Source organism: Rhodovulum viride (genome assembly GCF_003265965.1).
Taxonomy (GTDB): domain Bacteria; phylum Pseudomonadota; class Alphaproteobacteria; order Rhodobacterales; family Rhodobacteraceae; genus Rhodovulum; species Rhodovulum kholense.
The window spans coordinates 105,454-132,112 of the sequence record NZ_MUAV01000002.1 but is presented as its reverse complement, the minus strand read 5'-3'; the positions used below and the strand labels follow the sequence as shown (position 1 = coordinate 132,112).

The 26,659-nt window shown below is 67.0% G+C and carries 28 protein-coding genes; 5 read left to right on the top strand and 23 right to left on the bottom strand.

All coding sequences use genetic code 11. From position 1 onward, the window contains the following. Window positions 1–160: 160 nt before the first annotated feature. From BYZ73_RS02015 to BYZ73_RS01935, 17 genes are all read right to left on the bottom strand, one after another. Entirely contained in the window at window positions 161–1,240 is a 1,080-nt protein-coding gene (locus BYZ73_RS02015; protein WP_112314704.1) for a response regulator, read from the bottom strand. 27 nt (window positions 1,241–1,267) lie between these two features. Continuing rightward, window positions 1,268–2,494, bottom strand: a complete 1,227-nt coding sequence (locus BYZ73_RS02010) for a sensor histidine kinase (RefSeq protein ID WP_112314703.1) — start codon at window positions 2,492–2,494, stop codon at window positions 1,268–1,270. 107 nt (window positions 2,495–2,601) lie between these two features. Then, window positions 2,602–3,744 carry a methionine adenosyltransferase gene (metK, locus tag BYZ73_RS02005; RefSeq protein ID WP_112314702.1) on the bottom strand — a complete coding sequence of 381 codons (1,143 nt, stop codon included), beginning with the start codon at window positions 3,742–3,744 and terminating at the stop codon, window positions 2,602–2,604. Between the two features lie 37 nt (window positions 3,745–3,781). Beyond that, on the bottom strand, window positions 3,782–4,699 hold the full coding sequence (locus BYZ73_RS02000; protein ID WP_112314701.1) for a glycyl-radical enzyme activating protein: 918 nt from the start codon (window positions 4,697–4,699) through the stop codon (window positions 3,782–3,784). A 47-nt stretch (window positions 4,700–4,746) separates the two neighbouring features. Continuing rightward, entirely contained in the window at window positions 4,747–5,049 is a 303-nt protein-coding gene (locus tag BYZ73_RS01995) for a BMC domain-containing protein (protein WP_108024146.1), read from the bottom strand. A gap of 49 nt (window positions 5,050–5,098) precedes the next feature. Then, entirely contained in the window at window positions 5,099–6,784 is a 1,686-nt protein-coding gene (locus tag BYZ73_RS01990; RefSeq protein WP_112314700.1) for an aldehyde dehydrogenase family protein, read from the bottom strand. A 37-nt stretch (window positions 6,785–6,821) separates the two neighbouring features. Further along, window positions 6,822–7,304, bottom strand: coding sequence for a GlcG/HbpS family heme-binding protein (locus BYZ73_RS01985; RefSeq protein ID WP_108024142.1), 483 nt, complete (start codon window positions 7,302–7,304; stop codon window positions 6,822–6,824). A 13-nt stretch (window positions 7,305–7,317) separates the two neighbouring features. Further along, on the bottom strand, window positions 7,318–7,584 hold the full coding sequence (locus BYZ73_RS01980) for a EutN/CcmL family microcompartment protein (RefSeq protein ID WP_112314699.1): 267 nt from the start codon (window positions 7,582–7,584) through the stop codon (window positions 7,318–7,320). 11 nt (window positions 7,585–7,595) lie between these two features. After that, window positions 7,596–8,387 carry a hypothetical protein gene (locus BYZ73_RS01975; protein WP_112314698.1) on the bottom strand — a complete coding sequence of 264 codons (792 nt, stop codon included), beginning with the start codon at window positions 8,385–8,387 and terminating at the stop codon, window positions 7,596–7,598. Beyond that, window positions 8,387–9,226, bottom strand: a complete 840-nt coding sequence (gene eutJ, locus BYZ73_RS01970; protein ID WP_112314697.1) for an ethanolamine utilization protein EutJ — start codon at window positions 9,224–9,226, stop codon at window positions 8,387–8,389. Before eutJ ends, BYZ73_RS01975 begins: the two co-directional genes overlap by 1 nt. 31 nt (window positions 9,227–9,257) lie before the next feature. Next, entirely contained in the window at window positions 9,258–9,944 is a 687-nt protein-coding gene (locus BYZ73_RS01965) for a phosphate propanoyltransferase (protein ID WP_112314696.1), read from the bottom strand. 137 nt (window positions 9,945–10,081) lie between these two features. Continuing rightward, a complete protein-coding gene (locus BYZ73_RS24120; RefSeq protein WP_425451056.1) occupies window positions 10,082–10,828 on the bottom strand; it encodes a BMC domain-containing protein in 747 nt (248 codons plus the stop codon). A gap of 12 nt (window positions 10,829–10,840) precedes the next feature. Further along, on the bottom strand, window positions 10,841–11,662 hold the full coding sequence (pduB, locus tag BYZ73_RS01955; protein ID WP_108024133.1) for a propanediol utilization microcompartment protein PduB: 822 nt from the start codon (window positions 11,660–11,662) through the stop codon (window positions 10,841–10,843). A gap of 29 nt (window positions 11,663–11,691) precedes the next feature. After that, a complete protein-coding gene (gene pduA / locus BYZ73_RS01950) occupies window positions 11,692–11,982 on the bottom strand; it encodes a propanediol utilization microcompartment protein PduA (protein ID WP_075787138.1) in 291 nt (96 codons plus the stop codon). A gap of 87 nt (window positions 11,983–12,069) precedes the next feature. Next, complete coding sequence (locus BYZ73_RS01945; protein ID WP_112314694.1) at window positions 12,070–13,188, bottom strand: 1-propanol dehydrogenase PduQ; 1,119 nt, start codon at window positions 13,186–13,188, stop codon at window positions 12,070–12,072. Window positions 13,189–13,320: 132 nt separating this feature from the next. Continuing rightward, the gene (locus tag BYZ73_RS01940) at window positions 13,321–15,858 is read right to left on the bottom strand and encodes a glycyl radical protein (RefSeq protein ID WP_108024129.1); all 2,538 of its coding nucleotides are present in this window, start codon (window positions 15,856–15,858) and stop codon (window positions 13,321–13,323) included. A gap of 59 nt (window positions 15,859–15,917) precedes the next feature. Next, entirely contained in the window at window positions 15,918–16,478 is a 561-nt protein-coding gene (locus BYZ73_RS01935; RefSeq protein ID WP_281269458.1) for a DJ-1/PfpI family protein, read from the bottom strand. A 756-nt stretch (window positions 16,479–17,234) separates the two neighbouring features. Here BYZ73_RS01935 and BYZ73_RS01930 point away from each other — a divergent pair. From BYZ73_RS01930 to BYZ73_RS01910, 5 genes are all read left to right on the top strand, one after another. Then, on the top strand, window positions 17,235–18,146 hold the full coding sequence (locus BYZ73_RS01930) for a DUF7973 family transport facilitator (RefSeq protein ID WP_108024125.1): 912 nt from the start codon (window positions 17,235–17,237) through the stop codon (window positions 18,144–18,146). Window positions 18,147–18,256: 110 nt separating this feature from the next. Next, on the top strand, window positions 18,257–19,510 hold the full coding sequence (locus BYZ73_RS01925) for an acetate/propionate family kinase (protein WP_108024124.1): 1,254 nt from the start codon (window positions 18,257–18,259) through the stop codon (window positions 19,508–19,510). A 204-nt stretch (window positions 19,511–19,714) separates the two neighbouring features. After that, the gene (hisF, locus tag BYZ73_RS01920; protein ID WP_112314692.1) at window positions 19,715–20,476 is read left to right on the top strand and encodes an imidazole glycerol phosphate synthase subunit HisF; all 762 of its coding nucleotides are present in this window, start codon (window positions 19,715–19,717) and stop codon (window positions 20,474–20,476) included. Beyond that, a complete protein-coding gene (locus BYZ73_RS01915; protein ID WP_112314691.1) occupies window positions 20,473–20,796 on the top strand; it encodes a phosphoribosyl-ATP diphosphatase in 324 nt (107 codons plus the stop codon). The genes hisF and BYZ73_RS01915 overlap by 4 nt, the downstream gene beginning before the upstream one ends. Window positions 20,797–20,866: 70 nt before the next feature. Further along, on the top strand, window positions 20,867–21,091 hold the full coding sequence (locus BYZ73_RS01910; protein WP_112314690.1) for a hypothetical protein: 225 nt from the start codon (window positions 20,867–20,869) through the stop codon (window positions 21,089–21,091). A gap of 19 nt (window positions 21,092–21,110) precedes the next feature. Here BYZ73_RS01910 and BYZ73_RS01905 read toward each other — a convergent pair whose 3' ends face one another. From BYZ73_RS01905 to BYZ73_RS01880, 6 genes are all read right to left on the bottom strand, one after another. Then, the gene (locus BYZ73_RS01905; protein WP_112314689.1) at window positions 21,111–21,353 is read right to left on the bottom strand and encodes an FmdB family zinc ribbon protein; all 243 of its coding nucleotides are present in this window, start codon (window positions 21,351–21,353) and stop codon (window positions 21,111–21,113) included. 92 nt (window positions 21,354–21,445) lie between these two features. Continuing rightward, complete coding sequence (ybaK, locus tag BYZ73_RS01900; protein WP_112314688.1) at window positions 21,446–21,928, bottom strand: Cys-tRNA(Pro) deacylase; 483 nt, start codon at window positions 21,926–21,928, stop codon at window positions 21,446–21,448. Continuing rightward, window positions 21,925–23,301: an aminotransferase gene (locus BYZ73_RS01895; protein WP_112314687.1), complete on the bottom strand. Its 1,377-nt coding sequence runs from the start codon at window positions 23,299–23,301 to the stop codon at window positions 21,925–21,927. Before BYZ73_RS01895 ends, ybaK begins: the two co-directional genes overlap by 4 nt. Window positions 23,302–23,381: 80 nt before the next feature. Next, entirely contained in the window at window positions 23,382–23,954 is a 573-nt protein-coding gene (locus BYZ73_RS01890; RefSeq protein WP_112314686.1) for a PqiC family protein, read from the bottom strand. Between the two features lies 1 nt (window position 23,955). After that, window positions 23,956–26,040, bottom strand: coding sequence for an MlaD family protein (locus tag BYZ73_RS01885; RefSeq protein ID WP_112314685.1), 2,085 nt, complete (start codon window positions 26,038–26,040; stop codon window positions 23,956–23,958). Next, window positions 26,037–26,645 (bottom strand): paraquat-inducible protein A, encoded by a 609-nt coding sequence (locus BYZ73_RS01880; RefSeq protein WP_112314684.1) that lies wholly within the window; start codon window positions 26,643–26,645, stop codon window positions 26,037–26,039. Before BYZ73_RS01880 ends, BYZ73_RS01885 begins: the two co-directional genes overlap by 4 nt. Window positions 26,646–26,659: the final 14 nt, after the last annotated feature.

The window sequence follows — 26,659 nt, the reverse complement described above, 5'->3', positions numbered from 1 at the left end:
GCGGGGGTGCGGGCCCCGTGTCGGTTAAGCCGCGCGGGTCACAGGATCATGACATTTTTAATCAATAGCATGAGGTCTGCCGCGGCGCTGCGGCACGGCGGTCCGGCTGCCCTTGCGGCACCCGGACTTTCCGTCCTTATCCGCGACGGAACGGTGCCGCTCAGCGGAAGCGGCGGCGGTATTCCGAAGGCGACAGGCCGACCTCTTTCTTGAACGCCTTGCAGAAATAGTTGGCGTCCTGGAAGGAGAGGTCGAGCGAGACGTTGGTGATCGGCAGGTCGCTGTCCTGCAACAGTTCCTTGGCGCGCTCGATCCGCTGGGTCTTGAGGTAGGAGATGAAGGTCACGTCCATCTCCTTGCGGAACAGCCGGCTGAGATAGCAGGGGCTGATCTGGGCGAAATCCGCGGCATCCTCCAGCGTGACGCCCTTGTGCAGGTTCCGTTCGATGTAGTTCAGAACGTCCTGGATCCGGCCCGAGGCATGGGCACCGCCGGATTCGCTGGCCTCGAACAGCACGTCGGTGATCTGGCACAGGACTTCCTGCACCTGGAAATGGCTGTGCATGTCGAGCCGCTGCGACTCGAGCGCCTCGACATGACGGGCCAGCGCCGGCGGCAGGGCAAGACCGCGCACCTCGACCACCTGCAGCATGATGCGCAGGAATTCCAGCACCGCGCGGCGCGGCGAGGGCTCGCGCTGGGCGTAGATGGCTTCGAGATGACGGCGCACCAGCGCCAGGCATTCGCGATAGGCGCTGTGATCCACGAGACCGGCAATACGGTCGGCGACCGGCGGTTCGGGCACGCGGATCGCATCGGGGGCAGGGGCGGTCACGGTCCAGGCCCCCGCAGCACGGGCCGCCATCGGCTCGTGCGTGGCGAGGCATTCGTGAACCGCCTTCAGCAGGTCTTCGGTGCGGATCGGCTTCAGCAGGAAATTGTCCGCCTTGAGGTGGATCGCGGTCTGCATGATCTCGAAGTAATCGTAGGCGGTCAGGATGATGACCTTGGTCGCCAGGCCGCGGTCGCGCACCGACTGGATGATCTCCAGCCCGTTGGGGCGCGGGATCTTGATGTCGATCAGCATCAGATCGATATGCTGGCCGTCGATCAGGGCCATGGCCTCGGTGCCGTTGCGGGCCTCGCCCACGATCCGGGCGCCGTCGAGGTTCTTTTCCAGAATGCTGCGCAGGGCACGGCGTTCCAGCTCTTCGTCTTCGATGATCGCGATATCGAACATCTTCTCGCTTCCTTGTCGTTCCGGGGCCTAGACCGCTGCCTCGTCGAAATTGGTGGGCAGGCGCAGCCGCACCAGCGTGCCGCGGCCGCCGCGGAACGGGCTGACGATTTCAAGCCCGTGGCCGTCGCCGAAATAATGCCGCATCCGGCTGTCGACATTGTGCAACCCGATGCTCTTGCGTCCGCCACGGTCGGCGACGCCGGCCAGAACCTCGATCCGTCGTTCGGTCGGGATGCCATCGCCGTTGTCGACGACGTCCACGATCACGTCATGGCCATCCCGATAGGCCGTGATATCGATCAGACCGCCGCTTTCGCGCGGTTCGATCGCGTAGTTCATGCAGTTTTCCACGATCGGCTGCAGGACCATGAAGGGGCAGGTCACCTCGGCCAGATCGGCGGGCAGGTCGATCGAGAAGGTGAAGCGGTCGCCCAGCCGCAGCCGCAGCAGGAACAGGTAGTTCTTGACGTGGTCGACCTCGGTCGCCAGCGGCACGAACTGGGTGCCGCTTTTCTTGAGGATATACCGCATCATGTCGGCGAAGGCATGGACCGTGTTTTCGGTCTGCGCCGCGTCCTCGATCAGCGCGAGCCGGCCGATGGTGTTGAGCACGTTGAACAGGAAATGCGGGTTCACCTGATAGGACAGGGCCTGCAGTTCCGCCTCGCGGAGCGAACGTTCCAGCTCGGCCCGGCGCTTGGATTCCTCCATCAGCCGCAGGTTCTTGGCGTAAAGCTCCTGGGTGACGCTGCTGGAATAGCTTTCCTCGACGATATGCGAGGCGATGTAGAACAGCGAATAGGCCGCCGAGCGGAGCCGCCCGTAGGAAATCTCGCCGATGTCATGGTAAAGCGCCATGAGGCGCGGGTCCTCGCGCCAGGATGCCTCGACCGGGAAGAGGCCCGACAGGTCCACCAGGTCGGGCGCCATCTCGCCGGTCCGCATCTTGACCTGGCCGCAGATCACCGCGCCCAGATATTCGCCCCGCATGATGATCGGCGCGGCGAAGTCGACGAGGCCCGCATGGCACTTGTAGATCGAAGGATCGCCGGTCGACAGCGCCGTGCGCCCGCCCACCGCGTCGCAGTGATAGCACCGCTCGCGCCATTTCGGATGGTGCCGGATGGTGTCGCAGAAGGAACTGAACCCGCTTGGCCGGGTGACCGGCTCGCCTTCGGGGTCGACGATCACCATCGCCACGCCCACCGCCGCGCTGAAGTTGTCCTGCACTTTCTGCAGCATGTCGACGCTCATGAGGTCGGCAAGGCGCTGGCGGCGGGCGGCTTTGGCCTCGACGGTCTCGCTGCCGCCGCGTGGAAATGATGTATTCTTGATGTATGAATTTGGAGGCGCTTCGGATGTCAGTTGCAGGCCTTCTGCAAGGCGACCGTCCGATCCGTCTGCTCCCATGGGAACCCCTCTGTGCCCCGTCCGAAATGCCCGTAGGCCGCCGTTCTCTCGAAGATCGGCCGACGCAGGTGCAGGGTGTCGATCATGCCCGCCACGGACAGAGGAAACACCTCCCGGACGGCTTTTTCGAGCCTGTCCGGGGTCACCTCGCACCCACGAGGTAAGGTAATCCCGACCATCTCGGGATGAAACTGACCTATCGCAAATGCGAGCGAGACTTCACAACTTTGTGCGATCCCGGCCGCCACGACGTTCTTTGCGATGTAGCGGCACATATAGGCGGCCGTGCGGTCGACCTTGGTCGAATCCTTGCCCGAGAAGGCTCCGCCGCCATGTCGGCCGATGCCGCCATAGGTGTCGACCATCAGCTTGCGGCCGGTCAGCCCGGTATCGGCGGCGGGCCCGCCCAGCACGAAGCGGCCCGTCGGGTTGATCAGCACCCGCGTCTCGGCCCGCAGCCAATGGCCCATTACCGGCGCGATCACCTCTTCGATCAGGCCGCGCAGCATCTCCTCGCGCTCGATCTCTGGCGCATGCTGGGCCGACAGCACGAGGCTGCGCAGCACCGCCGGGCGGCCGTCGGGGCCGTTCTCGAAGGTGACCTGAGCCTTGCCGTCGGGCCGCAGCCAGGGCAGCCGGCCGGTATGGCGCACCCGCGCCAGCGTCTCGGTCAGGCGGTGGGCATGATGTATGGCGGCGGGCATCAGAACCGGGGTCTCGTCGCAGGCGAAGCCGTAGAAGATGCCCTGATCGCCGGCGCCCAGTTCGGCGTCGCGCGACACGCCCATGGCGATGTCGGGCGACTGTTCGTGCAGGTCGGTCAGGATGAAGCAGCCCTCGGCGTCGAAGCCGAGCGCGGGATCGGTATAGCCGATCCGGCGCAGCACGCCGCGCGCCACGGCGGACACGTCGACATGGGCGGTCGAGGTGATCTCGCCCGCGATGTGCAGGGTATTGCCCGAGGCCAGAACCTCGGCGGCGACGCGCGCCATCGGGTCCCGGGTCAGGTAGGCATCGAGGATCGCGTCGGAGATCTGGTCGCAGACCTTGTCCGGGTGGCCTTCGGTGACCGATTCAGAGCTTGTATACGACATGTCCGGCGCCTCCTTCGGTTTGGCGCGCGGCCGGGGGTCAGCCCCCGACCACGCAGGTCAGTCCCAGATCCTCGATGGCCGCGACCAGATGCCCGACATCCTCGGGTTTGATGTTGGGGGTGTCGCCCATCGGATAGGCCCGCCCGAGCAGGGCGTACTTGTTCTCGCCATAGGTGTGATAGGGCAGCAGGTGCACGGTATCGACGCCGGGCATCAGCCTGGCGAAACGGGCCACGGCCTGCGCCGCCTCGACGGTGTCGTTGACGCCCGGAACCACCGGCACGCGGACCACCGTATGGGTCAGCGACGCCATGCAAAGGGCGTTTTCCAGGATGATGCGGTTGTCGACGCCGGTATTGGCGACATGCACCTCGGGATCGACCGCCTTCATGTCCAGCAGCACATGGTCGACATGGGGGATCACGTCGCGCACGATCTCGCGGGTGGTGTAGCCCGTGGTCTCCATCGCGGTGTTCCAGCCCTGTTCATGGCAGGCCATCAGAAGCTGCTTGGCGAAGTCGTGCTGGAAGAGCGGCTCGCCGCCCGACAGCGTCACGCCGCCGCCCGAGCGGCGATAATGGATCGCGTCCTTGCGCAGTTCCTGCATGACCTGGGCCACCGTCATCTTCTTGCCCGAGATGGTCAGCGCCTGGGTCGGGCAGACCCCGGCGCAGGTGCCGCATTTCACGCATTTCTGCCGATCGACGAACCCCGGATTCGTGACCGCCAGCGCCTGGGTCGGACAGACCGGGATGCACTGGCCGCACTTGATGCAGCTGGAGGCGCGGAAGAACAGTTCCGGTTCCGGGTTTTGGCTTTCGGGGTTCGAGCACCAGCGGCAGCGCAGCGGGCAGCCCTTGAGAAACACGATGGTGCGCACGCCCGGGCCGTCATGGATCGAATAGCGCTGGATGTCGAAGACCGTGCCTTCTTTGTCGAAATCGATGTCGGACATCTTTTTGTCCCTTCCGTTTGTCTTGCCGCCACAGGCTAAGCGGCTGGTCAGAAGGCGGGGCTCTGCGCCGCCTCGATTGCCGCCATCGCCGCCCGCACGGCCGAGGTCTCGCCCATCACCGCCAGCGTCGTGGTGGTCTGGGGGCAGGACCCGAAAAGCTCGACCGTGTAGACGTTGGCCGCCTTGCCGGCCACGTCAGCGAAGAAGAAGAGATCGGGGACGCTGGTCTGGACGAACCCGATCGCCGAGATCGGATTCGCCTCGATCCATTTCCGGGTATGCGGGGCGATGCGCCGTGTGAGCATGTCCAGGATATTTTCCTGCGGCGCGTTGATGATCCTCGTGTTCATGGTCCCGTATCCCCTGATCTCTTGCCTCAAGTTTCTGCCGACGCCCGCCTCAGCGGACGTTCAGCGCCTCGACCATCACGCATTTGCGCTTGCGGGCGAAGGACTTGGCCGAGGTCAGACCCTCGCCGGTCGGTCCTGCGATGGTGAAGGTCGTGTAGCCCTCGCCGCCGACACCGAGCCCCGCATAGGACGGTCCGTTTTTGACGAAGATCGTGGTCTGGATGAGCTTCGCCATCTTGGTCAGCTTGCGCACGTTGTTCGAGTGCATCATCGCGGTGTGGCGGTTGCCGTGTTCCAGCTCGACCGCCAGGTCGATCGCATCGTCGACGCTGGGCGCGCGCACCAGCGGCAGGATCGGCATCATCAGCTCTTCCTGCACGAAGACATGGTCCTTGTCGGTCTCGATCAGGATGATCTTGACGTCATTGCCCGCCTTCACACCGATCTTGTCGAGCAGGTAGGTCGCGCTCTTGCCGACGCAGGAGGTCTGCGGACCGCCCTTGTCGTTGATGACCAGCGCCTCGAGCTTTTTCACCAGCGCCGGGTCCTTGATCAGGTAGGCGCCGCATTTCTGCATTTCCGCGATCAGGTAGTCAGCAATCTGGTTGACCGCGATCAGCTCTTTCTCGGCGATGCAGGGCAGGTTGTTGTCGAAGCTGCAGCCGTTGACGATGTCGCGTGCGGCCTTCTCGATGTCGGCGGTCTCGTCGACCACGACCGGCGGGTTGCCCGCGCCCGCGCCGATGGCTTTCTTGCCGGTCGACATCACCGTCTTGACGATGCCCGGGCCGCCGGTCGCGACCAGCATCCGCACTTTGGGATGGTTCATCATCGCGTTGGTGTTGTCGATCGAGGGTTCCTGCACCGTCACCACGAGGTTCGCGGGCGCGCCCAGCGTGGCCAGCTTGCGGTTGATCAGTTTGACCACCAGAAGCGAGACCTTCTTGGCGCGCGGGTGGGGGCTGAAGACGGCGGCGTTGCCCGCGGCCAGCATGCCGATCGCGTTGCAGATGATCGTCTCGGTCGGGTTGGTGGTCGGGCAGATGGCGCCGATCACGCCGAAGGGCGAATATTCGACCAGCGTCAGCCCCTCGTCGCCGCTGAGAGCGTCGGTCGTCAGATCCTCGATGCCCGGGGTCTTTTCGCAGGCCAGCCGGTTCTTGATGATCTTGTGGGCGGCATTGCCCATGCCGGTATCGTTGGCCGCCATGTGCGAGATCCGCTCGAGCGTGCCGTTCGACAGGATCACCTCGCGGATGCCGTCGGTGAAGCGCTTGCGCGCGGCCATGGTGCAGAACAGGTACTGCCGCTGGGCCAGTTCGGCCGCCGCGACGGCCTCGTCCATGGACGCGAAGACGCCGTCGCCAAGGGTGGTGGCCTCGTCGTCGGACACGGCGACCTCTTCCGAGCTGGCCGAATGCGGGCAGACGGTGCAGGGTTGCTTGTCGCCCAGCGCATGCGCGACCAGCCCGTTGACGATATCGTCCAGCGGATCGTCCGAGGGATGCGCCTTGGACCAGCAGCAGCGTTTCGAGCCGGGCACGTAGGCGGGTTGCGCCGCGTCGCCGGCTGCCGGAGACGAGCCGGTTTCGGCCAGGATCTGCGCCACGAGGTCGGACATGGGCTGACCGCTCTTCGGATTGGCCGGAGGCGCGCCGGCGCCGGTGTCGGCCGCCGCGCTGCCATAACCGCTGAGCACCTGGGCCACGGCGTCGCTGATATCCTTGTCGTTCATCTTTCCGCTCCTTCTTCGGGGCCGCGCCCCAATCCGTTCAAATTCCGTTCAGGGCCTGGCGCGCGATGGCCATGTCCTCGTCGACGGTGCCGCCGCTGATCCCGACGGCGCCGATCACGGTGCCGTCGCGGCGGACCGGAAGCCCGCCGCCGAAGGCCACGACGCGGCCGTCATGGGTGCTTTCGACCCCGAAGAGCATCCCGCCCGGCTGGGCCTGCCGGCCCAGCTCATCGGTGCCCATGCGAAACGCGGCGGCGGTCCAGGCTTTGCCGGGGGCCAGCGTCGCGCTGGCGGGCAGGCTGCCCTCCATCCGGTGAAACAGGATCTGGGCGCCGGTCGCGTCGGCCACCGCGATCACCATCGGCACGCCCATTGCCGCCGAGGCGGCCTGCGCGCGGGCCGCGATGGCCTCGGCCTCGGCCAGGGTCAGCGACGGGGTCGGGGCGGCGGGCAGGGCGCGCCGTTCCAGCGCGGCCGTGACCAGCCGTTCGATCAGTTGGGCGTCGATATCGCAGTGCATGTCCGGGTCTCCCTCAATGGGTCTCGACGGTGTCTACGATGCCGACGATCGAGGCATCCGAGACCGACTTGCCCAGCGTGCCCGCCATGCGCGCGCCGCTGCCCTTCGAGACGATCACCGTCTCGCCATAGCCCGCGCCGACCGTGTCGACGGCGATTTCGGTGAACCCGGTCGGGTCCAGCTGCGGGTTCAGCCGCGCCACGATCAGCAGCTTGGAGCCCACAAGGCTCGGGTCCTTGCTGGTCGAGACGACGGTTCCGATCACGCGTCCCAGATGCATCGCCCTTCTCCTTACACTCGCACGACCCGGACGTGCCGGGCCCGCAATTCTTCCGCCGCCAGCGGCGTGATCAGCACGTCCGACCCGATCCGCAATTCGGCCGAGTCCAGCGTCTGGGCCTCGCTCCGGCCGAAGACCCGCGACCCGGGCACGGAGGGTGTCGCAGTCCTCCGGCCCGGGCCCGGCCCCCGGTCGCCCGGCCGCGGGGACGCGATGGCATCGCCCAGCTTCGCGGCCCAGGCCAGTTCGACCCCATAGCTTTGCAGGCGGACCAGATGTCCGGCCAGCATCTCGCGGAAGGCCTCGTTTCCGGTCAGCCCGCGTGCGTTGCGCTCGCGGCCCGCGGGGCAGACGCCGTCGCGCGCCACCACCACCCGGCGGCCGCGTTCGAGCGCGCCGGTCAGCAGCGCCGAGACCTCGTCCTCGGCCATGCCGAGCGAGGCGCGCGCGGCCAGCGCCACGCTGAGCGCGGGCACCACCACCAGGCCGTTGCGGCCCAGCGCGCCGTCGATATCGGTTTCCCCGGGCGCCGCCATCGGCGGGATCGCCCGCGCGCCGCCCAGTAGCCGCAGCCGTTCCGGGGTCAGAAGCCCGGCTGCGTCGGGGGTGCGGCGGATCTCGAAACTCCAGCCCGCATCGGTCAGTTTCGACAGCGATTTCAGCGCCGGATCGAGCCCCAGATCGGTGCCCGAAAAGAGCAGGAGCGCCGAGCGTTCGCGCGCCTTCAGCCGGGCGACGATGCGGTCCGACAGCAGGTCCAGCAGGGCCCGGTTCAGAAGCGTGTCGAGCGCGGAGCGGTCCATCACTTGTCTCCTGTCGCCTGCGGGAACATGGCAATGCCGAGCGGGGTCACCAGCAGAGGCTCGGCCGGTTTGACGATCCGGCGGCCGGTCTGCTTGGCGAAGACGCTTTCGAATTCGCTGAAGGTGCAGGCGCCGCCCACCACATGGACCGTGTCCACATCGGGATGGGCCTGCAGGAAGCGTTCGACGATGCTGGCCATCTTCTCGACCACCGGGCGGACGACCGCGAAAACCATGCGTTCATTCGCGGGATCGAGCTTTTCGGCCTCGGCCTCGTCGAAGGGCAGGCCGCGCGCACCGGCCAGGACCAGGGTCATGTGGGTGCCGCCGGTGGCCTCGTCGAAGGAGGCGAGAACCTTGCTGTCCTTCAGCACGCTGATGCCTGTCGTGCCGCCGCCGACATCGACCACCGCCCCGTCCGAGACGCCCAGGAAGCGGGCGGCGGCGGCGGGTTCGTCGACGATCTCGGTCAGTTCGAAATCGGCGGCCTCGACCACATTGCCGATGGCCTTGGTGCTGCCGGGATGGACGCCGGGCGGGATCGCGGCTGCGGCTTTCAGCAGCGGCCGACCGATCCGCTTTTCAAGCTCGGCCTTCATCGCGGTGACCGCACGGACCGCGCCGATATAGTCGACGACGATGCCGTCGCGGACCACCGTCGAATGATGGGTGATGCCCGCGACCGGGCGGTTCGACGCATCGAGCACGGCCAGCACCAGGTTCGCCGTGCCGAGGTCGACGCCGACCTTCAGCGGACCCTTGGCCCAGGCGTCGGCGGGCACCACAGACCCCGAGCGGATCAGCTCGGCGAAGTCGCGCAATGTCCTGTCGGTGCTCATCGTTCTCTCTCCGTCTCGCCGTTCGTCCGGATCAGTCCCTGAGGATCCGCACGAGGTCGTCGTTCTTCAGCCCGAAGGCGTTCGCTTCCTCGACGTCGATATGCATTTCGGTGGCCGAGGCTTCGGCCGCGCGGATCACGACGTGATGCATGATCCCGCCGCGCGGACCGCCGACCAGCACGCTGACCTCGTCGCCATTGGCCAGACCCAGCCGGGCGGCGGTTTCGGGCAGCATGTGGATGTGGCGCATCGCGGCGATGACGCCCGACTCCTTGCGAACCGTGCCCTGCGGCCCGACGATCTCGATGCCGGGCGTGTCGCTGAGCTTGCCGGACATCCGGAGCGGCGGCTTGACGCCGAGCACGAAGCCGTCGGCGATGGAAATCTCGACCTGGGTGTCCTTGCGCAGCGGCCCGAGCACGCGGACCTTGCCGATCTCGCCCTTGGCGCCGCGAATGATGACGGTTTCCTCGGCTGCGTACTGGCCGGGCTGTTTCATCGCTTTCTTGCGGGTCAGCATGGCGCCCGGGCCGAAGAGGGCGTCCATGTCCTGACGCGACAGGTGGATATGCCGGTTCGACACGCCGATCGGCACCAGAGCGGGATCGGCCTCGGGGCTGGCAGCCGCCGTCGGGGCCGCGGCCTCCTTCGCCGCTGCGCGGCCTTGGGCCAGCACCTCGGCTACGATCCGATCAATTATGTTCCCAGTCACCTGCATCGTCCTGTCCTGTTCTTCTCGGCCCGCCCCGCCCCGCCGTTCCGGCGCCGGTGGGATCCCGGTCCCGGGCACATGTCGTGCCCGGGCTCCGGCCGTTTCCCGTCCTTGCCCCGCCGGTTCGGCCGGGGCGGTTCGTTTCAGCGCCCTTTACCGCCGGGCTTTCCGGCCGGGCCGGGGCGCCGGCGATTTCGCCGTCCTGCGCCAGGCGCCCCGGCTCCGGTCGCCGCCGTCTCACCGGAGGGTCCGGCGGCAGCCTCCGAAGGCGCGGGAGCCGCCGCCGCCTCGGAGGGTGTTTCTGTGTCTTGTGTCTCGTCGCTGGGTTCGGGCTCGGCTTCGTGCGTGGCTGCCGCAGCTCTTTCCGGGTCTGCCGGTTCAGCCGGGGCAGGGGTTTCGTCGGACGCCGGTGTCCCAGCGGCGTCCGACGAGGCTTCGGCGTCCTCGTCCGTATGTGAGACGGCCTCGACCGGGGCAGGGACCTCCGACGCGGCTTCAGCCGCGCTGGAGAGCCCCGCCTCGGCCTCGGCCGCAGGCTCGGACGCCGCGGCCGTTCCGGCGGCCGGTTCAGGAACCGGTTCCGCCGGGACCACGCCCACGGTCGCGGGACTGTCCACCAGCAAGGACACATCCCGCGCCGGGCGCGCGATAACCTGGATCGACACGACGCGGTTCACGCGTTCGGCCGCCACGGCGCCGGCCGCGACCGCGGCCTTGATGGCGCCCACTTCTCCGCGAAGCTTGACGACCGTCATGCCGTCGCCGTTGGTCAGTTCGTAGCCCACAAGCTGGACGTTGGCCGATTTCACCGCAGCGTCGGCGGCTTCAACGGCAGCGGCCAGGCCGATGGTTTCGATCAATCCAAGGCTTTTCTCGGTCATGACGGTCATCCTCTTTCAAGCTCAGATGTACGGAGTGGTGGTCGACTTGAGCTCGGTGGTCGGATCAAGCGTGCCCAGAAGCTGCTTGCCGACGTCGCGCGCGGCATGGATCGACTGGCGCACCGCGCCGGAGTCGCCGCTGAACATGTAGATCACCTCGTTCGAGTAGCTGGTGCCGCCGTTGCCCGGCGACGCGTAGCCGACGGTATCGACCGTCGCCGCCTTGGCCGCGGTATCGGCCATCAGCACGCCGATCGCCGCAGGGGCGCCGACGGTGATGCCGAAGGCCTGGCCGATCGGGGCGCCAAAAGCCTTGTTCAGCGCAAAGCTGGCCCGGGCGGTGTACTGGAATTCCAGGTGGCCCGCGGCGTTGCCGTAGACGTCCCCGAAGGTCCGGTCCAGTTCGCTCAGCATGACTTCGACCGCACGGCGGGCGTCGGAAACGTCCGCGGCGCCGAAGATGATCAACGACCCGTGGCCAGCGCCGCCTTCGGTATCCCGCGGCAGTTCGATCACCAGCACTTCGCTGTTGGTCGCCTTCACCGCTTCATCGGCGGCAAAGATGTGGGGACCGGCCCCGGTCCGCGCGCCGACGATGCCGATCGAGCGGTACTTCTTGTCGATCTTCATCGCGTCATGCAGCGCCGGATCGACGTTGGCGATGACCATGCCGATCGTGTTGCCGATCGCGGTGCCGACGAATTCGGTCAGCTGGCACGCCTTGGGGGCTTTGGCGGGAGCCGCCTTGGCCTGGGGTTGGGGTTCGGAGGAGGAGGAGCTGTCGCTCCCCCCCATTTTCCGGATCACTTCCCCCATCAGTTGTTCGACAAGATCGTCTTTCATGACCGATCCTCCTTGTCCTTAATCAGGGGTTATTCGGCGGCCGGGGCGGGATGGGGCAGAATGCGTTCCACCTCGGTATGCGGCCGCGGGATCACGTGGACAGAGGCCACGGTGCCGACCTTGCCGGCCGCCACGGCGCCCGCATCGGTGGCGGCCTTGACCGCGCCGACATCGCCACGCACCATCACGGTGACGAGGCCCGAGCCGATTTTCTCGTAGCCGATCATCGTCACGTTGGCCGATTTGACCATGGCGTCAGCGGCCTCGATGGCGCCGACCAGACCTTTGGTTTCGACCATTCCCAGTGCTTCCTGTTGCATCGCTCTCTCCTTGCTCACGATGTTTCGATAATGAAGTTTGCCTTAGGGTCTTCGCGCTTCTTGCTCTGCTGCATCCTCCCTCGTCTCCTAACCGCCGACCTGCATCAGCAGGGCGTCCAGGTCTGCCTGGGACGGTTTGCGTGGGTTGCTGGTCGTGCAGGCATCGGCCAGCGCTGCCGCCGCGATCTGGGATCGGGCATGGCTGAATTCCTCCATGTCCGTCCCGAGACCCCGGAGGGATGACGGGATGCCGAACCTGGCATTGAGGCCCTGGATCGCGTGGATCAGGGTGCCGACCCCGGCGCGCGTACTGGGCACGTCGAGCCCGATCAGACGGGCGATCCGGGCGTAGCGTTCGGCGGCCTCGGGCTCTTCGGCGTTCCAGGCGATCACCAGCGGCATCAGCACCGCGTTGACGCGGCCGTGCACGACATGGAGCCGCCCGCCGAGGGCATGGGCGAGGCTGTGGTTGATGCCGAGCCCCGCCGCGCTGAACGCCAGCCCGGCCAGGCAGGACGCCTGGTGCATCGCGTCCCGCGCCTCGATGTCGTCGCCATTGGCGAAACAGCGGGGCAGGGAGGCGAAGGCCAGCGCCAGCGCCTTTTCGGCGAAGGCGTCGGTGAAGTGGTTGGCGCCGGTCGCGACCACGGCCTCGATGGCGTGGGTGATGACGTCCATACCGGTATCGGCGGTCACCTTCGGCGGCGCGGTGCGCACGAATTCGGGGTCCAGAAGCGCCACGTCGGGGACGAGCTCTTCCGAGATCAGGGGAAACTTGCGGCCGTTGGCGGGGTCCGAGATCACCGCGAACGAGGTCACTTCGGACCCGGTGCCGCTGGTCGTCGGGATCGCGACGAACGGGATATAGCGGCCTTCGGACATCTGGCGGACGATGGCCAGGATCGCCTTGCCGGCGTCGATCGGCGAGCCGCCGCCCAGCGCAAGGATCACGTCCGGGCCGAAATCGGCCAGCAGGCGGGCGCCCCTGGAGACGGTGTCGAGCGGCGGCTCGGGGATCGCTTCGTCGAAGACCAGCACGTCGCAGCCCTTCAGCGAGGCTTTCACCCGGTCGAGCGCGCCCGACTGGGCCATGAAGGCGTCGGTCACGATACCGACTTTCTGACCGCGATAGGCATGCAGGCGGTCCAGCAGTCCGGGGCCGAAGACGATCTCGGTCCTGGGATGGAAGCTTTGATAGCGGGGCATTCGGGTCACCTGTTTCTTCGCGGGTCGGTCGGGTGGGGCGGACACGGGCGGCTGGATGTCAGGGGCCGCCGCCCGCGCCTCTCCCCGGTCGGCCCCCGCGTGCTGCGATGCGGGGACCGGCCAATCGCTGGATCAGAACGTCTGTTCCGTCCGGCTGATGATGTCGTCCTGCACCTCTTTCGCGAGGACGACGAACTGGGCGCTGTAGCCGGCCACGCGGACCACGAGGTCCTTGTGGGCATCCGGGTTTTTCTGCGCGTCCAGCAGGGTCTGGCGGTCGATCACGTTGAACTGCACGTGCATGCCCTTGTGATCGAAGTACGACCGCACCAGCGAGGCGAAGTTCTGCAGGCCCTGGTCACCGGCCAGCGCCGCAGGCAGGAACTTCTGGTTGTAGAGGGTGCCGTTCGAGGCGATGAAGTGGTCGAGCTTGGCCACCGAGTTCGCCGCGGCCGTCGGGCCCTTCGCATCCTTGCCTTGCCGGGGCGACACGCCGTCCGAGAGCGGTTTCTTGGCGAGACGGCCGTCGGGCAGCGCGCCCACGTCCTTGCCGAAGAGCACGTTCGCGGACACCGGGTAGATCCCGGCCTGGAACTGGCCACCGCGCGGGTTGGTGTACTTTTCAACCTCGAGGCAGTAGATCCGGGCGCATTTCCGGGCGATCAGGTCGACCTCGTCGTCATCGTTCCCGAAGCACTCGGCCGAGTCCATCAGGCGGCGGATGCCGTCATATTTGGACGAACCCGACTGCGGCGTGTCCTTGGCGGCCAGCGTGCGGTAGACCTCGTCCTTCAGCGTGGCCACATCGACCGAGCTGTTGGTGGAGAGCACCTTGCGCACCGCGGCGTAGACTTCCTCTTCGCTCGGCGTGCCGCCGCCCGATGTCTGGGCGCTCTCGCCCAGCGCGACCCCGAAGTTGGCGTCCAGCGCGTCCTTCAGATCCGCCATCGACACTTTCTTTTCGTCGAAGACGAATTTCTTCATGGCGTAGACCGAGTCGCCGGTATCGGCGACGCCGAAGGCCTGCGGACCGGTGAAGTTGTAGATCGCGCCGCCTTCCTGGACCGACTTGCCGCGACCCATGCAGTCGTCGACCATGGCCGACAGGAAGGGCAGGGGCGCCCGTTCGGCATGGGCGAGGTCGACGCAGTTGTCGGCTTCGGCCAAGTACTTGACGAAGAAGGTCATCTGCGCCTGGAACGCCGCATAGAAGTCGTCAAGCGATTTCCAGTCGGTCATCTCGCCGGTCTTCGGCCCCAGCTGCGTGTCGCCCACGCGGCCGTTGTTCATGGTGATTTCCAGAACCTTGGCCACGTTGAAGAACGCCGCGTCGTGCCAGCCTTCGGTGCGGTGGATCGCCTGCGGTTCGACGCAGCCGACGATGCCGTAGTCGCGGGCATCGGCCAGCGAGACACCGCGGTTCTGCAGCGCGGGGATGATCACCTCGTCGTTGTAGACCGCGGGCACACCCAGCCCGAGGCGCACGACCTCGGCGGCCCGGAACAGGAACTCGTCGGGCGTGCCCTGCCAGACGCGGATCGAGAAGGACGGCGCGGGCAGTTTCACATGGGCGACCGCTTCCATGCACATGTAGGACATGTCATTGGTCGCATCGAGACCGTCTTCGGTCTGGCCGCCGACGCAGAGGTTCTGGAACACCGCGTAACCGGCAAAGGCCTGGGCCGACACCTCGTCGCGGGTCTTGTTGACGTCGTTGAGCTTGATCCAGATGCAGTCGACCAGTTCCTGCGCGAATTCGCGGCTGATGGATTTGTCGGCTTGCAGGTAGGGGTCCATGTACTGGTCGAACCGGCCCGGCGAGATCGAGTGGCCCGAGGATTCGATCTGCAGCATGCACTGGACGAACCACATGGTCTGGCAGGCTTCCCAGAACGTCGTGGCCGGGTTTTCAGGCACGCGGCGGCAGTTCTTGGCGATCTGTTCCAGCTCGGCCTTGCGGCTCGGGTTCGATTCCTGCCTGGCCAGCTCTTCCGCCTTCGCCGCGTAGCGGTGGGCGAAGTTGATCGCGGCGTTGTAGGAGATCACGACCGCGTTGTAGAACTGTTTCTTCTTGATGAAGCCCGGGTCTTTCTCGTCGAGGCATTCAAGCAGCTTGATCGCCTGTTCGATGACACCGCGGAAGCCGATCTTCAGGATCTTGCCGTAGTCCACGCAGACATGGCCGACGCCGCCGAAGTAGTAGTTGCCGACGGTGAACACGCCGTTGGCCATGCAATCATGGGCCTTTTTCGACATGTAGGACGCGGCAAGCGCCTGGGTCGTCTTGCCCGGCCAGTACTTGAAGGCCTCATGCAGCTCGGCGGCGGTTTCCTTCGGGATCTCGAAGGGGTCGGCGACGCGGGTTGCCATGGTGTCGAACTCGGCTTCCACCCAGTCGAACGAGAATTCGGGGCAGATTTCGGTCGAGCGCGGGTTCTTGGTGATCGCGCCGACGATCAGCTCGTCGTCGCGGATGGTCACGGGAAGCTCGTTGAAGATCTTCTCGGCCACCTTGGCGCGCCGCAGGATCGCAGGCAGCCCTTCGGTTGCCTTGTAGGCTTCGGTCGCCAGAACCGCACGCTCGGACTCGACATAGGGCCGGGCGTGGATGATCTGGGACTTGAGCCGCATCACGCGGTCCGTCGGTTTCGTAAAGCCCTTCTCAATCATGATTTCCTCCAGGCTGTGATGCCCCGCCGAGCCCTCGCGGCCCGCCGGCGCCGATTGCTTCAGATCGCGAGGTCGGGGGCCAGTTGGCGCGCGAAGGCGCGCAGCAGTCCCGGATGTCCGGGCCAGGCCGGAGACGTCGCGAGGTTTCCGTCGATCACGGTGTTTTCCGGCGCGACGGCGACATAGGTGCCGCCGACGGCGCGGATCTCGGGGGCGACGGCCGGGTAGGCCGTCAGGCGGCGACCGGCGAGAACGCCGGCAGCGGCCAGGATTTGCGGGCCATGGCAGATCGCCGCGACCGGCCTGCCCGCCTCCATGACGGTGCGGGTCAGCGCCAGCACGTCCTCGTCGAGCCGCAGGTATTCGCAGGCCCGGCCCCCGGCGAGGTAGAGCCCGTCATAGGCGTCCGCCTCGATCAGTCCGAAGGCGGTGTTCAGCTGAAAGAGGTGACCGGGCTTTTCGCTATAGGTCTGGTCGCCCTCGAAATCGTGGACTGCGGTCCTGACAGTGTCGCCCGAGCGTTTCCCCGGGCAAGCCGCGTCGACCTGGAAACCGATCATTCCGAGCGCCTGAAAGGGAACCATCACTTCATAATCTTCGGAATAGTCTCCGACGATCATGAGGACTTTCTTTTTCGAGGAACCGGACATTTCCATTTCCTTCGCGATTGGCCGCGTCGTTGAAGAGAGAATAGGATTTTGCAGGGGCCGTCAGCAACGCGAAGGGTTTGACAATGACGGGTAATCCCTTGACGGCGGCAGCAAATCGGACGCGTCGCCCTTGAAAGCAAGGGGTTTGGCGCCGGGCCGCGGCGAGGCGCAATCGGGCGCGATGACAAGAAATTACCCGGACGGGTAAAAACTTGTCATCGGGAGGACAAGGTATCCTCGGTCAGAACCGCGCAGGGGTGTGTCGGACAGGGCCTTCGGCATGTGGCGGAGGACTCATGGTACCTTCGTAGGACCTAGTAATAAAACAAGAAAATTTGACGGCTTTCGCCCTGGCGGGCCGATTCCGGGGCCTCTGGAGGGCGAATTCCGGGTCTTGTCCGACTCCGGCAAGAAATTACCACCGGAGGCCAAGTTCCCCGCGTTGACCGGCTGTGCCAATTCGATCAACATTATTTGTGACGACGCACCCGAATTCGGGACTCGCTTTCGATATCACATATCGGGGGATGCAGTTTGAACCAACCGGAGGGCCTTCGGCTTTTCCGGAGACGGCAACCTGCGTTTCGAAAAACGGACGCGGGTGCGAAGCAAGCGGAAACCGAAAAAAATCGACATGCGAACTTGGAAGCGGAATCGAAGCGAACGCGTAAATCCCATTCGAGGATCTTGCGTGAGGAATGTCGATTGCGTTGCAAGGAGGAATAAATGACTGCACTCGGTTTACTGGTCGCCTTCGGAGGCGGCATCTTCGGGGCGGCGATCGGCGCATTGCCGGCCTTCGCCTTCGTGGGCATCCTGACGATCGCGGGCGTCGCGATCCAGCTGGCGGTCGCACCCGCGGCCACCGACTTCTTCGGGATCCCGTTCGGCGTCTTCGGCCCGCATGTGGGCGGGTTCGCCTCTGGCGTCGCCGCCGCGGCCTATGCGGCCTCGAAGGGCAAGCTGGACAGCGGCCGCAACATCGTGACGGCTGGCATGGGGCTGAACAGCCCGGACGTGCTGCTGGTCGGCGGCATCTTCGGGATCGTCGGCTACGTGATCTGCTGGGGTGTCGCGATGGTGCCCGATGTGGGCCCGGGCCTGCCCTGGACCGATTATCCCGGCATGAGCGTCGTGATCTCGGCCTTCATCGTGCGCTTTCTCTGGGGCACCTGCGGCCTGTGCGGGAAAACCCCCGAGGGCGAGCGGTTCTTCCACCCGACCGATGCCACCAAATGGCTGGTGTTCCAGAGCAGCTTTGGCCAGATCGCCGTGATCGGCATCGGTGTCGGACTGCTGGGCGGCTGGCTGGGCGTCACCTACGGCACCGCTGGCGCGCTTCTGGCCTTCGGCATCGCCGCCGCGAGCCTGCTGTTCCTGACGGTCGGCGTTCTGACCCCGGTGACCCACCACATCGCCCTGCCGGCCGCCATCGTCGGCGTGGCCTCGGGCAGCATCCTCTGGGCCGGCATCGCAGGCCTGGTCTGCGCCTTCGTGGGCGAATTCTTCGCCCGGGTCTTCCTCGACCGCGGCGACACCCATATCGACCCGCCGGCCTGCACCATCGCGGCCATGACGCTGGTCTTCAACGTACTGACTTCCATCGGCTTCTGGGCTCTCCTCCCACTGCCGGTGTGATCCGGGGGCAGACCGACACCCTGCACCCCGAACGGGCGGCGCGACACCCTCCTCCCACCCTCCCCCCGTCGCGCCGCCCGTCCTTGCTGTTTCAAAGAAAGGACGACACCATGATCCTGACCATCAACTGCGGCAGTTCCAGCCTGAAGTATCAGCTTTACACGACCGATCTGTCCGAAGTCGTGGCGAAGGGTCTGATCGCCCGGATCGGCGAAGACGGCTCCTATTCGGATCACAAGGCCGGAGGCCGCGGCGAGAAGGTCGAGCTTCCGGTGCCCGATCACAAGACCGCGCTTGAACTGATGCTGGCCAGCCTGATGCATGCCGACTATGGCGTGATCGACTGCCCGGCGGCCATCACGGCCATCGGCCATCGCGCGGTCCATGGCGGCGACGTTTTCGTCGACTCGGTCGTGGTCGATGACGCGGTCATGGCCCAGCTGCGGGCCTGCGTCGGCTTTGCGCCGCTGCACAATCCCTGCAACATCGCGGGTATCGAGGCCGCGATGCGTCTGTTCCCGGGCGTCCCGAACATCGTGGTGTTCGATACCGCGTTCCATCAGACCGTGCCGCCCGAGGCGCATGTCTATGCGCTGCCCTACGCGCTTTATGCCAAGAGCGGCATCCGGAAATACGGCTTTCACGGCACGTCCTGCCGCTATGTCAGCCAGGCCACGGCCGATCTGCTGAACTGGCCCATCGAGGACATGAAGATGGTGATCTGCCATCTGGGCAACGGCGTGACGCTGACTGCGGTCGATGGCGGCAGGTCGGTCGATACCTCGATCGGGTTCGGCACCTTCGGGGGCGTTCCCATGGGCACCCGGTCGGGCGATTTCGACCCGTCGATCATCTTCCATCTGGTCAATCAGCTGGGGATGAGCCTGAAGGACGTCGAGACGCTTTGCTATCACAAGAGCGGGCTTCTGGGCGTCTCGGGCGTCAGCAACGACATGCGCGAGGTGACCACGCGGGCGGCTGACGGCGACGAGCGGTGCAGGCTGGCGGTCGAGATTTTCGTCTATCAGATCAAGAAGACTATCGGCGCCTATGCGGCCGCGATGAACGGGCTCGACGCGCTGGTCTTCACAGCAGGCATCGGCGAGAACAGCGCCGAGATCCGGACCCGGATCTGTTCGGGGCTGGGCTTCCTGGGCGTCCGGATCGACGAGGCCACGAACGAGGTGGCGCGCGACGGCTATCCGAACATCAGCGCTGCCGATGCGTCGGTCGCGACCCTTGTCGTGCCCACCGACGAAGAGCGGATGATCGCGATGGACACCCTGCGTCTGACCCCCGATCACCTGCTGACAACGCCGCGCGGCGTCTCTGCGCGCGGCTACGAACAGGCGCGGCCGCTCTAGGCCGTCCCTGCCGTCGTCCGGCGGCGTGTCGGGGAGCAGCGGGAGCATGTCTTCCGCGGGCCCGGCACGTCGCCGGCGACTCCAGTCCGAAGGCCCCGGCATCGGTGCCCCTTCGGGGGCGCGGCTCGGGGCCTTCCGCTGGCTGTTCTCGGGCGTCTTTCCTCGGGCGCCCGCCCGCGCTAAGAGAGCGCGAAAGGAGCCGCCATGCTGAAGATCCGTATCATCCCCTGTCTCGACGTGGCCGAGGGGCGCGTGGTCAAGGGGGTCAATTTCGTCAATCTCGTCGATGCGGGCGATCCGGTCGAGGCCGCCAAGGCCTATGACGCGGCCGGGGCGGACGAGTTGTGCTTTCTCGACATTCACGCGACTCATGAAAATCGCGGCACCATGTTCGACGTGGTGCGCCGCACGGCCGAGCAGTGCTTCATGCCTCTGACCGTGGGCGGCGGGGTGCGGACGGCCGAGGATGTGCGCGCACTGTTGCTGGCGGGCGCCGACAAGGTCAGCTTCAACTCGGCGGCGGTCGCCAACCCCGATGTGGTGCATGAGGCGGCCGACCAGTTCGGCAGCCAGTGCATCGTGGTCGCCATCGACGCCAAGACCGTCAGCCCTGGCAAATGGGAGATCTTCACCCATGGTGGGCGCAAGCCCACCGGCATCGACGCGGTCGAATTCGCCAAGACGGTGGTTGCCAAGGGCGCGGGCGAGATCCTGCTGACCAGCATGGACCGGGACGGAACGCGGGCGGGGTTCAACCTGCCGCTGACCCGCGCGATTTCCGATGCTGTCGATGTGCCGGTGATCGCCTCGGGCGGGGTCGGCACGCTCGACCATCTGGTCGAAGGCGTCACCGAAGGTGGGGCCAGCGCGGTTCTGGCCGCGTCGATCTTCCATTTCGGCGAATTCACCATCGGCGAGGCCAAGACCCACATGGCCGCGGCCGGTATCCCCGTGAGGCTGACATGAGTGCATCCGATCTCGAGGCGCTGGCGCGCCTTGCCGCCACGGTCGAGGCGCGCAAGGGCGCCGATCCGGACACCTCCTGGACAGCCAAGCTGTTCTCGAAAGGCCCCGAGAAATGCGCCGAGAAATTCGGCGAGGAGGCGGTCGAGGCGATCATCGAGGCGGTCCGCGGCGACCGCGCCCGGCTGACCGCCGAGGCTGCGGACGTGGTCTATCACCTGCTGGTGATGCTGGCCGCGCGCGACGTGACCCTCGCGGATGTCGCCGCGGAACTCGCGCGGCGCGAGGGCGTCAGCGGGATCGCCGAGAAGGCGTCGCGCTGAGGCCCCGGCTCTTGGCCGCGACCGCAAGCCGCGCTTGCCTGTCGCCGGGCGCGGTGCCAATTTCCGGCGCATGGAAAACGACAGCAAAGAGCCTTCGACAGGGCGGATCGCCTGGGGCGTCGGCATTGCGGTGACGCTGGTCACCCTTCTCATGACCGACTGGGGCTATCTCACGGCGGGCCCGGTCCATACCGTGACCTCGATCGCGGCGGCGGTCTTCTTCGGATTTCTGGCCGCGCAGACCGCGATCTTCGGGATCGAGTTCCGCGAGAAGCGGCGCAAGGACAAGGACTGATCCAAACGCGGGCGCGCGGTCAGACGCCGCCCTTCTTGCGCTCGCTTTTCGAGTAGTTGCTGAAATGGCCTTCCTTCTTGGCGAGGCTGCGTGCACCCTTGATCAGTTTCGCGCTGTCGCCCGTGGCGACGACGCGCGACAGCAGGCGCTTGACCTCGTGGCTGCCGCAGTCGGGGCAGGCGGGGGCGCTGTCATCGCTGAGGCTGCGCAGAAGCTCGAATTCGGCTTCGCAGGCGGTGCAGCGGTAGTTGTACATCGGCATCGTCGGGTCCTCTCGCGCGGGCGTCTGGGCGTCGGGTCCATCTTGGCGGCTTCGCGGCCGGGGTCAATCGGCGCCGGTGCCGCGCCCTGCCGTCAGCCGTGCTCGGCGCAGAGATCGGCCGCCTGCGCCCCGGCTGCGGCCAGCGCATCGGCCGGGGCCAGCGCCACCATCAGCCCGCGGCGGCCGCCGTTCAGCAGGATTTCCGGCACGTTCAGCGCGCTGGCCTCGAAGGCCACCGGCGCGCGGCGCTTCTGGCCGAAGGGGCTGATGCCGCCGGTATGAAAGCCGGTCAGCCGCTCGGCCTTGTCGGGCGGCATCATCTGCGCCGATTTGGCGCCGAAGGCCACGGCCACCTTCTTCATCGACAGCGTCCGGTCCGAGGGGATCACCGCGCAGGCGGGCTTGCCGTCGATCTCGACCATCAGGGTCTTCAGCACCCGGCCCGGGTCGGCGCCAATGGCCTCGGCCGCATGCAGCCCGATCCGGTCCTGACCGGCGACATAGGCGTATTCGATGGGTCGGAACGCGACGCCCGCGCGTTTCAGCGCCTGCGTCGCGGGGGTGGCGGTGCTCACGCCCCCGCCTTCAACCCGGCAAAGACCTCGGTCAGCGCGGCCTCGAGCTTTTCGAACATCTCGTCCATCTGCGGCTCGGTCAGGATGAAGGGCGGGCACAGCACGATGGACTGGCCCAGCGGCCGGCAGATCAGCCCGTGATCGGTGCAGGTATTGGCGATCCGCTCGCTGACCGAGAGGTTGGAGGCGAAGGGCGTCCTGGTCGGCTTGTCGGCGACGGCTTCGAGCGCGCCCATCAGCCCCTTGCCGCGAAACTCGCCAATATTGGGGTTCTCGGCCAGCCGAGTCATGCCCTCTTCGAACCGGGGCGTCAGGCGGCGGACATTGTCCAGCAGACCCTCGTTCAGGATGACGTCGATGGCCTTCAGCGCGATGGCGCAGCCGACCGGGTGGCCCGAGGCAGTAAAGCCGTGCGGAAATTCCTCGACCGCCTCGGAGGCCGCGTGCAGCCGGTCCGCCAGCTCGGGGCCGAGGATCACCGCGCCCATCGGGAAATAGCCCGCCGTCAGCGCCTTCGACGAGATGATGGCATCGGGGACGAAGTCGTAGGTCTCGCAGCCCCAGACGGCGCCGGTGCGCCCGAAGCCGCAGATCACCTCGTCCGAGATCAGCGGGATGCCGTGTTTCTTCAGGATCGGCTGGATCGCCTGAAAATAGCCCGCCGAGGGCGGGATCACGCCGCCCGCGCCCATGACGGGCTCGGCGAAGAAGCCCGCGATGGTCTCGGCGCCCTCGCGCGCGATGACCTCTTCCAGTTCGGCCGCCATGCGGGCGGTGAACTGGGCCTCGGTCTCGCCGGGCTGGCCCTCGCGCCAGTAATGCGGGCAGGTCAGGTGGATGAAATCGGGCAGTGGCAGGCCGAACAGTTCATTATAGGGCTTGCCGGTCATCGAGGCCGAGACCGCCGTCACGCCGTGATAGGCGTTCTTGCGGGTCAGGATCTTGCGGCGCTGGGGCTGGTCCTCGGCGCGGGCCAGGAACCACAGCATCTTGACCAGCGTGTCATTCGCCTCGGACCCGGAGTTGGTGTAGAAGACCCGGCCGCGGTCGTAGGGCGAGACCTCGATCAGTTTCTCGCTCAGCATCACGGTCTGGTCGGACATCCGCCCGAAGAAGGCGTGATAGCCCGGGAAGCGGTCGTATTGCGCCTTGGCGGCGGCGGCGAGCCCGGCATGATCGAAGCCCGCGACCATGTTCCAGAGCCCCGAATTGCTGTCGAGATAGCGCCGGCCTTCGGTGTCGATCACATAGGGTCCTTCGCCATGGGTCAGCACCACCGTGCCGCGCGCCTTGACCGAGGGCAGATCGGTAAAGCCGTAGAAACTGGACGATTCGGCGCGGGCTTCCCAGCTGTTCGGGGCGGTATCGGGCATCTTGGGCTCCTTGGGGCGGTGGCGGGCAGAGGCTAGCGCCGCGCCGGTCCGGGTGCAATCGGGCTTTGGCGGAAGGCGGCTCAGCGCAGCCCGGTCCGGGCGATCTGGGTCGCAAGCTCGCGCAGCGCCGCGCCGCGCGCCGCCGCGATTTCTGCGGGACCGGCGGGGGCGGCGATCGGAACGGCGATCGCGAAGGGCGCGCTGCGGTTCCGCCCGCCGGCATCGGGGGCCACGAAGAACTGGCCGGTCAGGCGGAAGGTCCCGTCGGGCTCGGCCAGCATGTCGGCCACGCGGATCTCGAGCGTGGCCTGGGCACGGTCGAAGAAGGGCCAGGGCTCTGCCGCGACCTGGGCGCCGGTCATTTGCGCCAGCAGGCGCGCCAGATCCTGGGTGATGGCGCGGGTCGGGTCGTCGGCCCAAAGTACGTCCGAGGACGAGGTCAGCGCGCCGCTGGCGCTGCGGCTGTAGATTTCCTCGGACGCGGCATAGGTCGGCAGCGACACTTCGCGGATCGCGACGCTGCGCCAGGCGACGGGCAGGTGCGGCCCGGCGACGGCCGTGTCGGGCACGGTATAGCGGTCGGGGCTGCCGCTGCAGGCGGCCAGCGCCAGGGCGGAGGGGACGAGGGCGGCAAGAAGCAGGTGCGGTTTCATGTCAGCGTCCGAACAGGATCGAGTTGGGGTTGCGTTCCAGCGCCCGCGACAGCGTCGTCACGGCCTGGGCGGCGCGCTGGATCTCGCGGAGTGCGGCGTCGATCTCGCGGCCCATCCCGCGCGAGGCGTCATAGCCCTCGATGGTGGCCGAGGCCTGCCCCAGAATGCGCTGGGCCCGATCCAGCAGGTCGGGCAGATCGCGCGCGGCAGTCGAGATGTCGTCGGCGGCCGACCGCGCCGAGGCGAGCGTGGCATTGGCATTGCCGACGATGCCGCCCTCGCGCAGCTCGGCCAGCATCGCGGCCAGTTCGCGCAGCGCGGCCGAGAGATCGGTCGGCAGGTTGCGGGCCTGATCGGTGTCGATCAGCCGGTCGGTGCTGTCGAGCAGCGCCGAGATCCGTTGCGCCAGCTCGTCCAGTGGCAATGTCGCGGCCTGATCGGCCACCGCATTCAGCCGCGCCACCAGATCGGGCAGCCCGGCGGCGGCGGTGTCGATGCTTTGCGCCGCCCCGGCGGCCGCGTCGAGCGCGCCGGTCAGGCGGGTCGCGGCATCGGCCTCGGCCAGCTGACGGATCAGCGTCTCGATGGCGGCGACGGCCCCGTCGATGCGGCCGGGCAGGGCCTGCATCTCGTCCGAGCCGACGATGCCGCGCGCCTCGCCGACCAGCGCCTTGACCTCGCCCGGCACGGCGCGGATCTCGTCGCTGCCGGCCAGGGTGCTGACGCTGTTCAGCGCGTCGATGGCGCTTTGCATCAGGTCCTCGATGGGCAGGTCGTTGATGCGGTTGTAAAGCCCCTCGGCGGTGGCCGAGACGTCGGAAATGTCGCTCGCCGTAGTCGGGATCACCGGGTTCGGATCGGCGTCGCGGTCGATCTCGGCCGGTGTCGTTTCTGCGGTCTCGACCAGTTCCACCTTGAGCCCGCCGGTCAGGATCGAGGCGGTCACCAGCCGTGCCCGCAGCCCCTCGCGCACCCGGCCCGCGAGATAGTCGAGCGCGTCCTCGGGCGTGGCGCTCTGGGCGATGCCCAGTCGCGAGGGCTGGATCGCCAGCGTCGCCGAAAGCCGCACCCGGTCGTCACCGAAGCGCGCGGCATCGACGATGCCGTTCAGCGACGTGACGCGGCCGATCCTGAGCCCGCCCAGCGTCACCGGTGCATCGACCGAAAGCCCTTCGACATTTTCCTCGAAATAGGCGGTCAGGGTCAGCGCGGTGCCCTCGTCGGCGGCAAAGACGCTGGCCCGGGCGCTGGATTCGTCGGGATAGACCTCGAACCGGGTCTCGGGCTCGACCTCGCGCCCGCCCGACACCACGCTCTGGAAGGTGACGCCGCCCGAGACCAGCGCGGCGACGGACGAGAAATCGACCCGCGCGCCGCCGGGCCCGAGCGAGAAGGAAAAGCCCGAACTGTCCCAGAACCGGGTCGAGGTCGAGATCAGCCGGTCATGCGGGGCGAAGACGATGGCATCGGCCTCGACGGTCGAGCCGTCCTGGCTGACCTCGGCCTTGCCGATCCGGCCGACCTCGATGCCGCGATAGAGGATCGGCGCCTCTTCGGTCAGCCCGGCATCGCTGGCGGCGCGCAGCCGCAGCCTGAGGCCCGGGCGGCCCTCGCGGTTCAGGGGGGCCGCGTTCTTGCCCTGGTGGCGTTCGACAAAGCCGTCGGGCCGGTCGTCCCAGATGCCTTGAATGAAGACCCCCGACAGCACGGTCGACAGCCCGGTCACGCCGCGCGCGCTGACCTCGGGCTGGACCACCCAGAAATCGGCACTGTCATCGACATAGGGCGCGACCGCCTTGTCGAGCCGGACCGAGACCAGCACCTCGCCGAGACTGTCGGTAAAGCCGACCTTCTCGACGACACCCACGGTCACGTCGCGGTAATGCAGCTCGGTCTCGCCCGCCTTGATGCCCGAGGCGGTTTCGAAGGTCAGCTCCAGCAGCGGCCCGCGTTCGGCATAGCTGTGCCAGGCCACGCCCAGCGCGATGGCCAAGGCCGCCGCCGGGATCACCCAGACGATGGAAACCCGGTCCAGCAGGCTGCGGCCGGCCGGTTCGACCGGGGTTTCGGGAGGAAGATCGGTCATGCCAGACGGCTCCGGGGGGCGGGGGACGGATCGGGGCCGTCCCAAAGCAGGCGACTGTCGAAGCTTTGCGCCGACAGCATGGTGGCGATCACCGAGACCGCGAAGAACAGGCTGGCCGGGCCGGGACTGATCGAGACCACGGCGCCGAGCTGCACCAGCGCCGAGAGAATGGCGACGACGAACACGTCGATCATCGACCAGCGGCCGATATATTCCACCACCTCGTAAAGCTGCTGGCGCCGGGCGCGGCTGACGTGGCTGCCATGCGCGACGCTGAGCGCGAGTCCCGCCACCGCGAGGAACTTGCCGATCGGGATCAGCACCGAGGCCGTCAGGATCACCGCGGCGATGCCCCAGCTGCCGTGACGGGCGATCTCGACCGCGCCGCCGACGATGGTGTTGTCCTGGGTGCTGACGAGGGTCCGGGTTTCCAGCATCGGGTAGAGGTTCGCCGGCACATAGGCGATCAGCCCGAGGCTCCACCAGGCCCAGACCCGCTGCAGCGACAGCGGTTCGCGCGGGTGCATCCGCTGGCCGCAGCGCGCGCAGCTTCGGGTGCCCGCAGGCCAGACCCGGGTGCAGCGGGTGCAGGCCACAAGGCCCATGTCGCGCGCGCTTT

What these genes read in the sequence shown, in the direction of transcription:
- BYZ73_RS01975 (WP_112314698.1), bottom strand. Translation starts at nt 8,387, where the DNA reads ATGGACCGCTCCGCGCTCGACACGCTTCTGAACCGGGCCCTGCTGGAC.
- BYZ73_RS01885 (WP_112314685.1), bottom strand. Translation starts at nt 26,040, where the DNA reads ATGACCGATCTTCCTCCCGAAACCCCGGTCGAACCGGCCGGCCGCAGC.
- BYZ73_RS01980 (WP_112314699.1), bottom strand. Translation starts at nt 7,584, where the DNA reads ATGCATCTGGGACGCGTGATCGGAACCGTCGTCTCGACCAGCAAGGAC.
- BYZ73_RS01910 (WP_112314690.1), top strand. Translation starts at nt 20,867, where the DNA reads ATGGAAAACGACAGCAAAGAGCCTTCGACAGGGCGGATCGCCTGGGGC.
- BYZ73_RS02015 (WP_112314704.1), bottom strand. Translation starts at nt 1,240, where the DNA reads ATGTTCGATATCGCGATCATCGAAGACGAAGAGCTGGAACGCCGTGCC.
- BYZ73_RS02010 (WP_112314703.1), bottom strand. Translation starts at nt 2,494, where the DNA reads ATGAGCGTCGACATGCTGCAGAAAGTGCAGGACAACTTCAGCGCGGCG.
- BYZ73_RS24120 (WP_425451056.1), bottom strand. Translation starts at nt 10,828, where the DNA reads ATGACCGTCATGACCGAGAAAAGCCTTGGATTGATCGAAACCATCGGC.
- pduA (WP_075787138.1), bottom strand. Translation starts at nt 11,982, where the DNA reads ATGCAACAGGAAGCACTGGGAATGGTCGAAACCAAAGGTCTGGTCGGC.
- BYZ73_RS01965 (WP_112314696.1), bottom strand. Translation starts at nt 9,944, where the DNA reads ATGCAGGTGACTGGGAACATAATTGATCGGATCGTAGCCGAGGTGCTG.
- BYZ73_RS01915 (WP_112314691.1), top strand. Translation starts at nt 20,473, where the DNA reads ATGAGTGCATCCGATCTCGAGGCGCTGGCGCGCCTTGCCGCCACGGTC.
- BYZ73_RS01940 (WP_108024129.1), bottom strand. Translation starts at nt 15,858, where the DNA reads ATGATTGAGAAGGGCTTTACGAAACCGACGGACCGCGTGATGCGGCTC.
- BYZ73_RS01890 (WP_112314686.1), bottom strand. Translation starts at nt 23,954, where the DNA reads ATGAAACCGCACCTGCTTCTTGCCGCCCTCGTCCCCTCCGCCCTGGCG.
- BYZ73_RS01905 (WP_112314689.1), bottom strand. Translation starts at nt 21,353, where the DNA reads ATGCCGATGTACAACTACCGCTGCACCGCCTGCGAAGCCGAATTCGAG.
- eutJ (WP_112314697.1), bottom strand. Translation starts at nt 9,226, where the DNA reads ATGAGCACCGACAGGACATTGCGCGACTTCGCCGAGCTGATCCGCTCG.
- BYZ73_RS01985 (WP_108024142.1), bottom strand. Translation starts at nt 7,304, where the DNA reads ATGCACTGCGATATCGACGCCCAACTGATCGAACGGCTGGTCACGGCC.
- hisF (WP_112314692.1), top strand. Translation starts at nt 19,715, where the DNA reads ATGCTGAAGATCCGTATCATCCCCTGTCTCGACGTGGCCGAGGGGCGC.
- pduB (WP_108024133.1), bottom strand. Translation starts at nt 11,662, where the DNA reads ATGAAAGACGATCTTGTCGAACAACTGATGGGGGAAGTGATCCGGAAA.
- BYZ73_RS01895 (WP_112314687.1), bottom strand. Translation starts at nt 23,301, where the DNA reads ATGCCCGATACCGCCCCGAACAGCTGGGAAGCCCGCGCCGAATCGTCC.
- BYZ73_RS01925 (WP_108024124.1), top strand. Translation starts at nt 18,257, where the DNA reads ATGATCCTGACCATCAACTGCGGCAGTTCCAGCCTGAAGTATCAGCTT.
- BYZ73_RS01990 (WP_112314700.1), bottom strand. Translation starts at nt 6,784, where the DNA reads ATGAACGACAAGGATATCAGCGACGCCGTGGCCCAGGTGCTCAGCGGT.
- BYZ73_RS02000 (WP_112314701.1), bottom strand. Translation starts at nt 4,699, where the DNA reads ATGTCCGACATCGATTTCGACAAAGAAGGCACGGTCTTCGACATCCAG.
- BYZ73_RS01935 (WP_281269458.1), bottom strand. Translation starts at nt 16,478, where the DNA reads ATGATCGTCGGAGACTATTCCGAAGATTATGAAGTGATGGTTCCCTTT.
- BYZ73_RS01945 (WP_112314694.1), bottom strand. Translation starts at nt 13,188, where the DNA reads ATGCCCCGCTATCAAAGCTTCCATCCCAGGACCGAGATCGTCTTCGGC.
- BYZ73_RS01995 (WP_108024146.1), bottom strand. Translation starts at nt 5,049, where the DNA reads ATGAACACGAGGATCATCAACGCGCCGCAGGAAAATATCCTGGACATG.
- metK (WP_112314702.1), bottom strand. Translation starts at nt 3,744, where the DNA reads ATGTCGTATACAAGCTCTGAATCGGTCACCGAAGGCCACCCGGACAAG.
- BYZ73_RS01930 (WP_108024125.1), top strand. Translation starts at nt 17,235, where the DNA reads ATGACTGCACTCGGTTTACTGGTCGCCTTCGGAGGCGGCATCTTCGGG.
- BYZ73_RS01880 (WP_112314684.1), bottom strand. Translation starts at nt 26,645, where the DNA reads ATGGGCCTTGTGGCCTGCACCCGCTGCACCCGGGTCTGGCCTGCGGGC.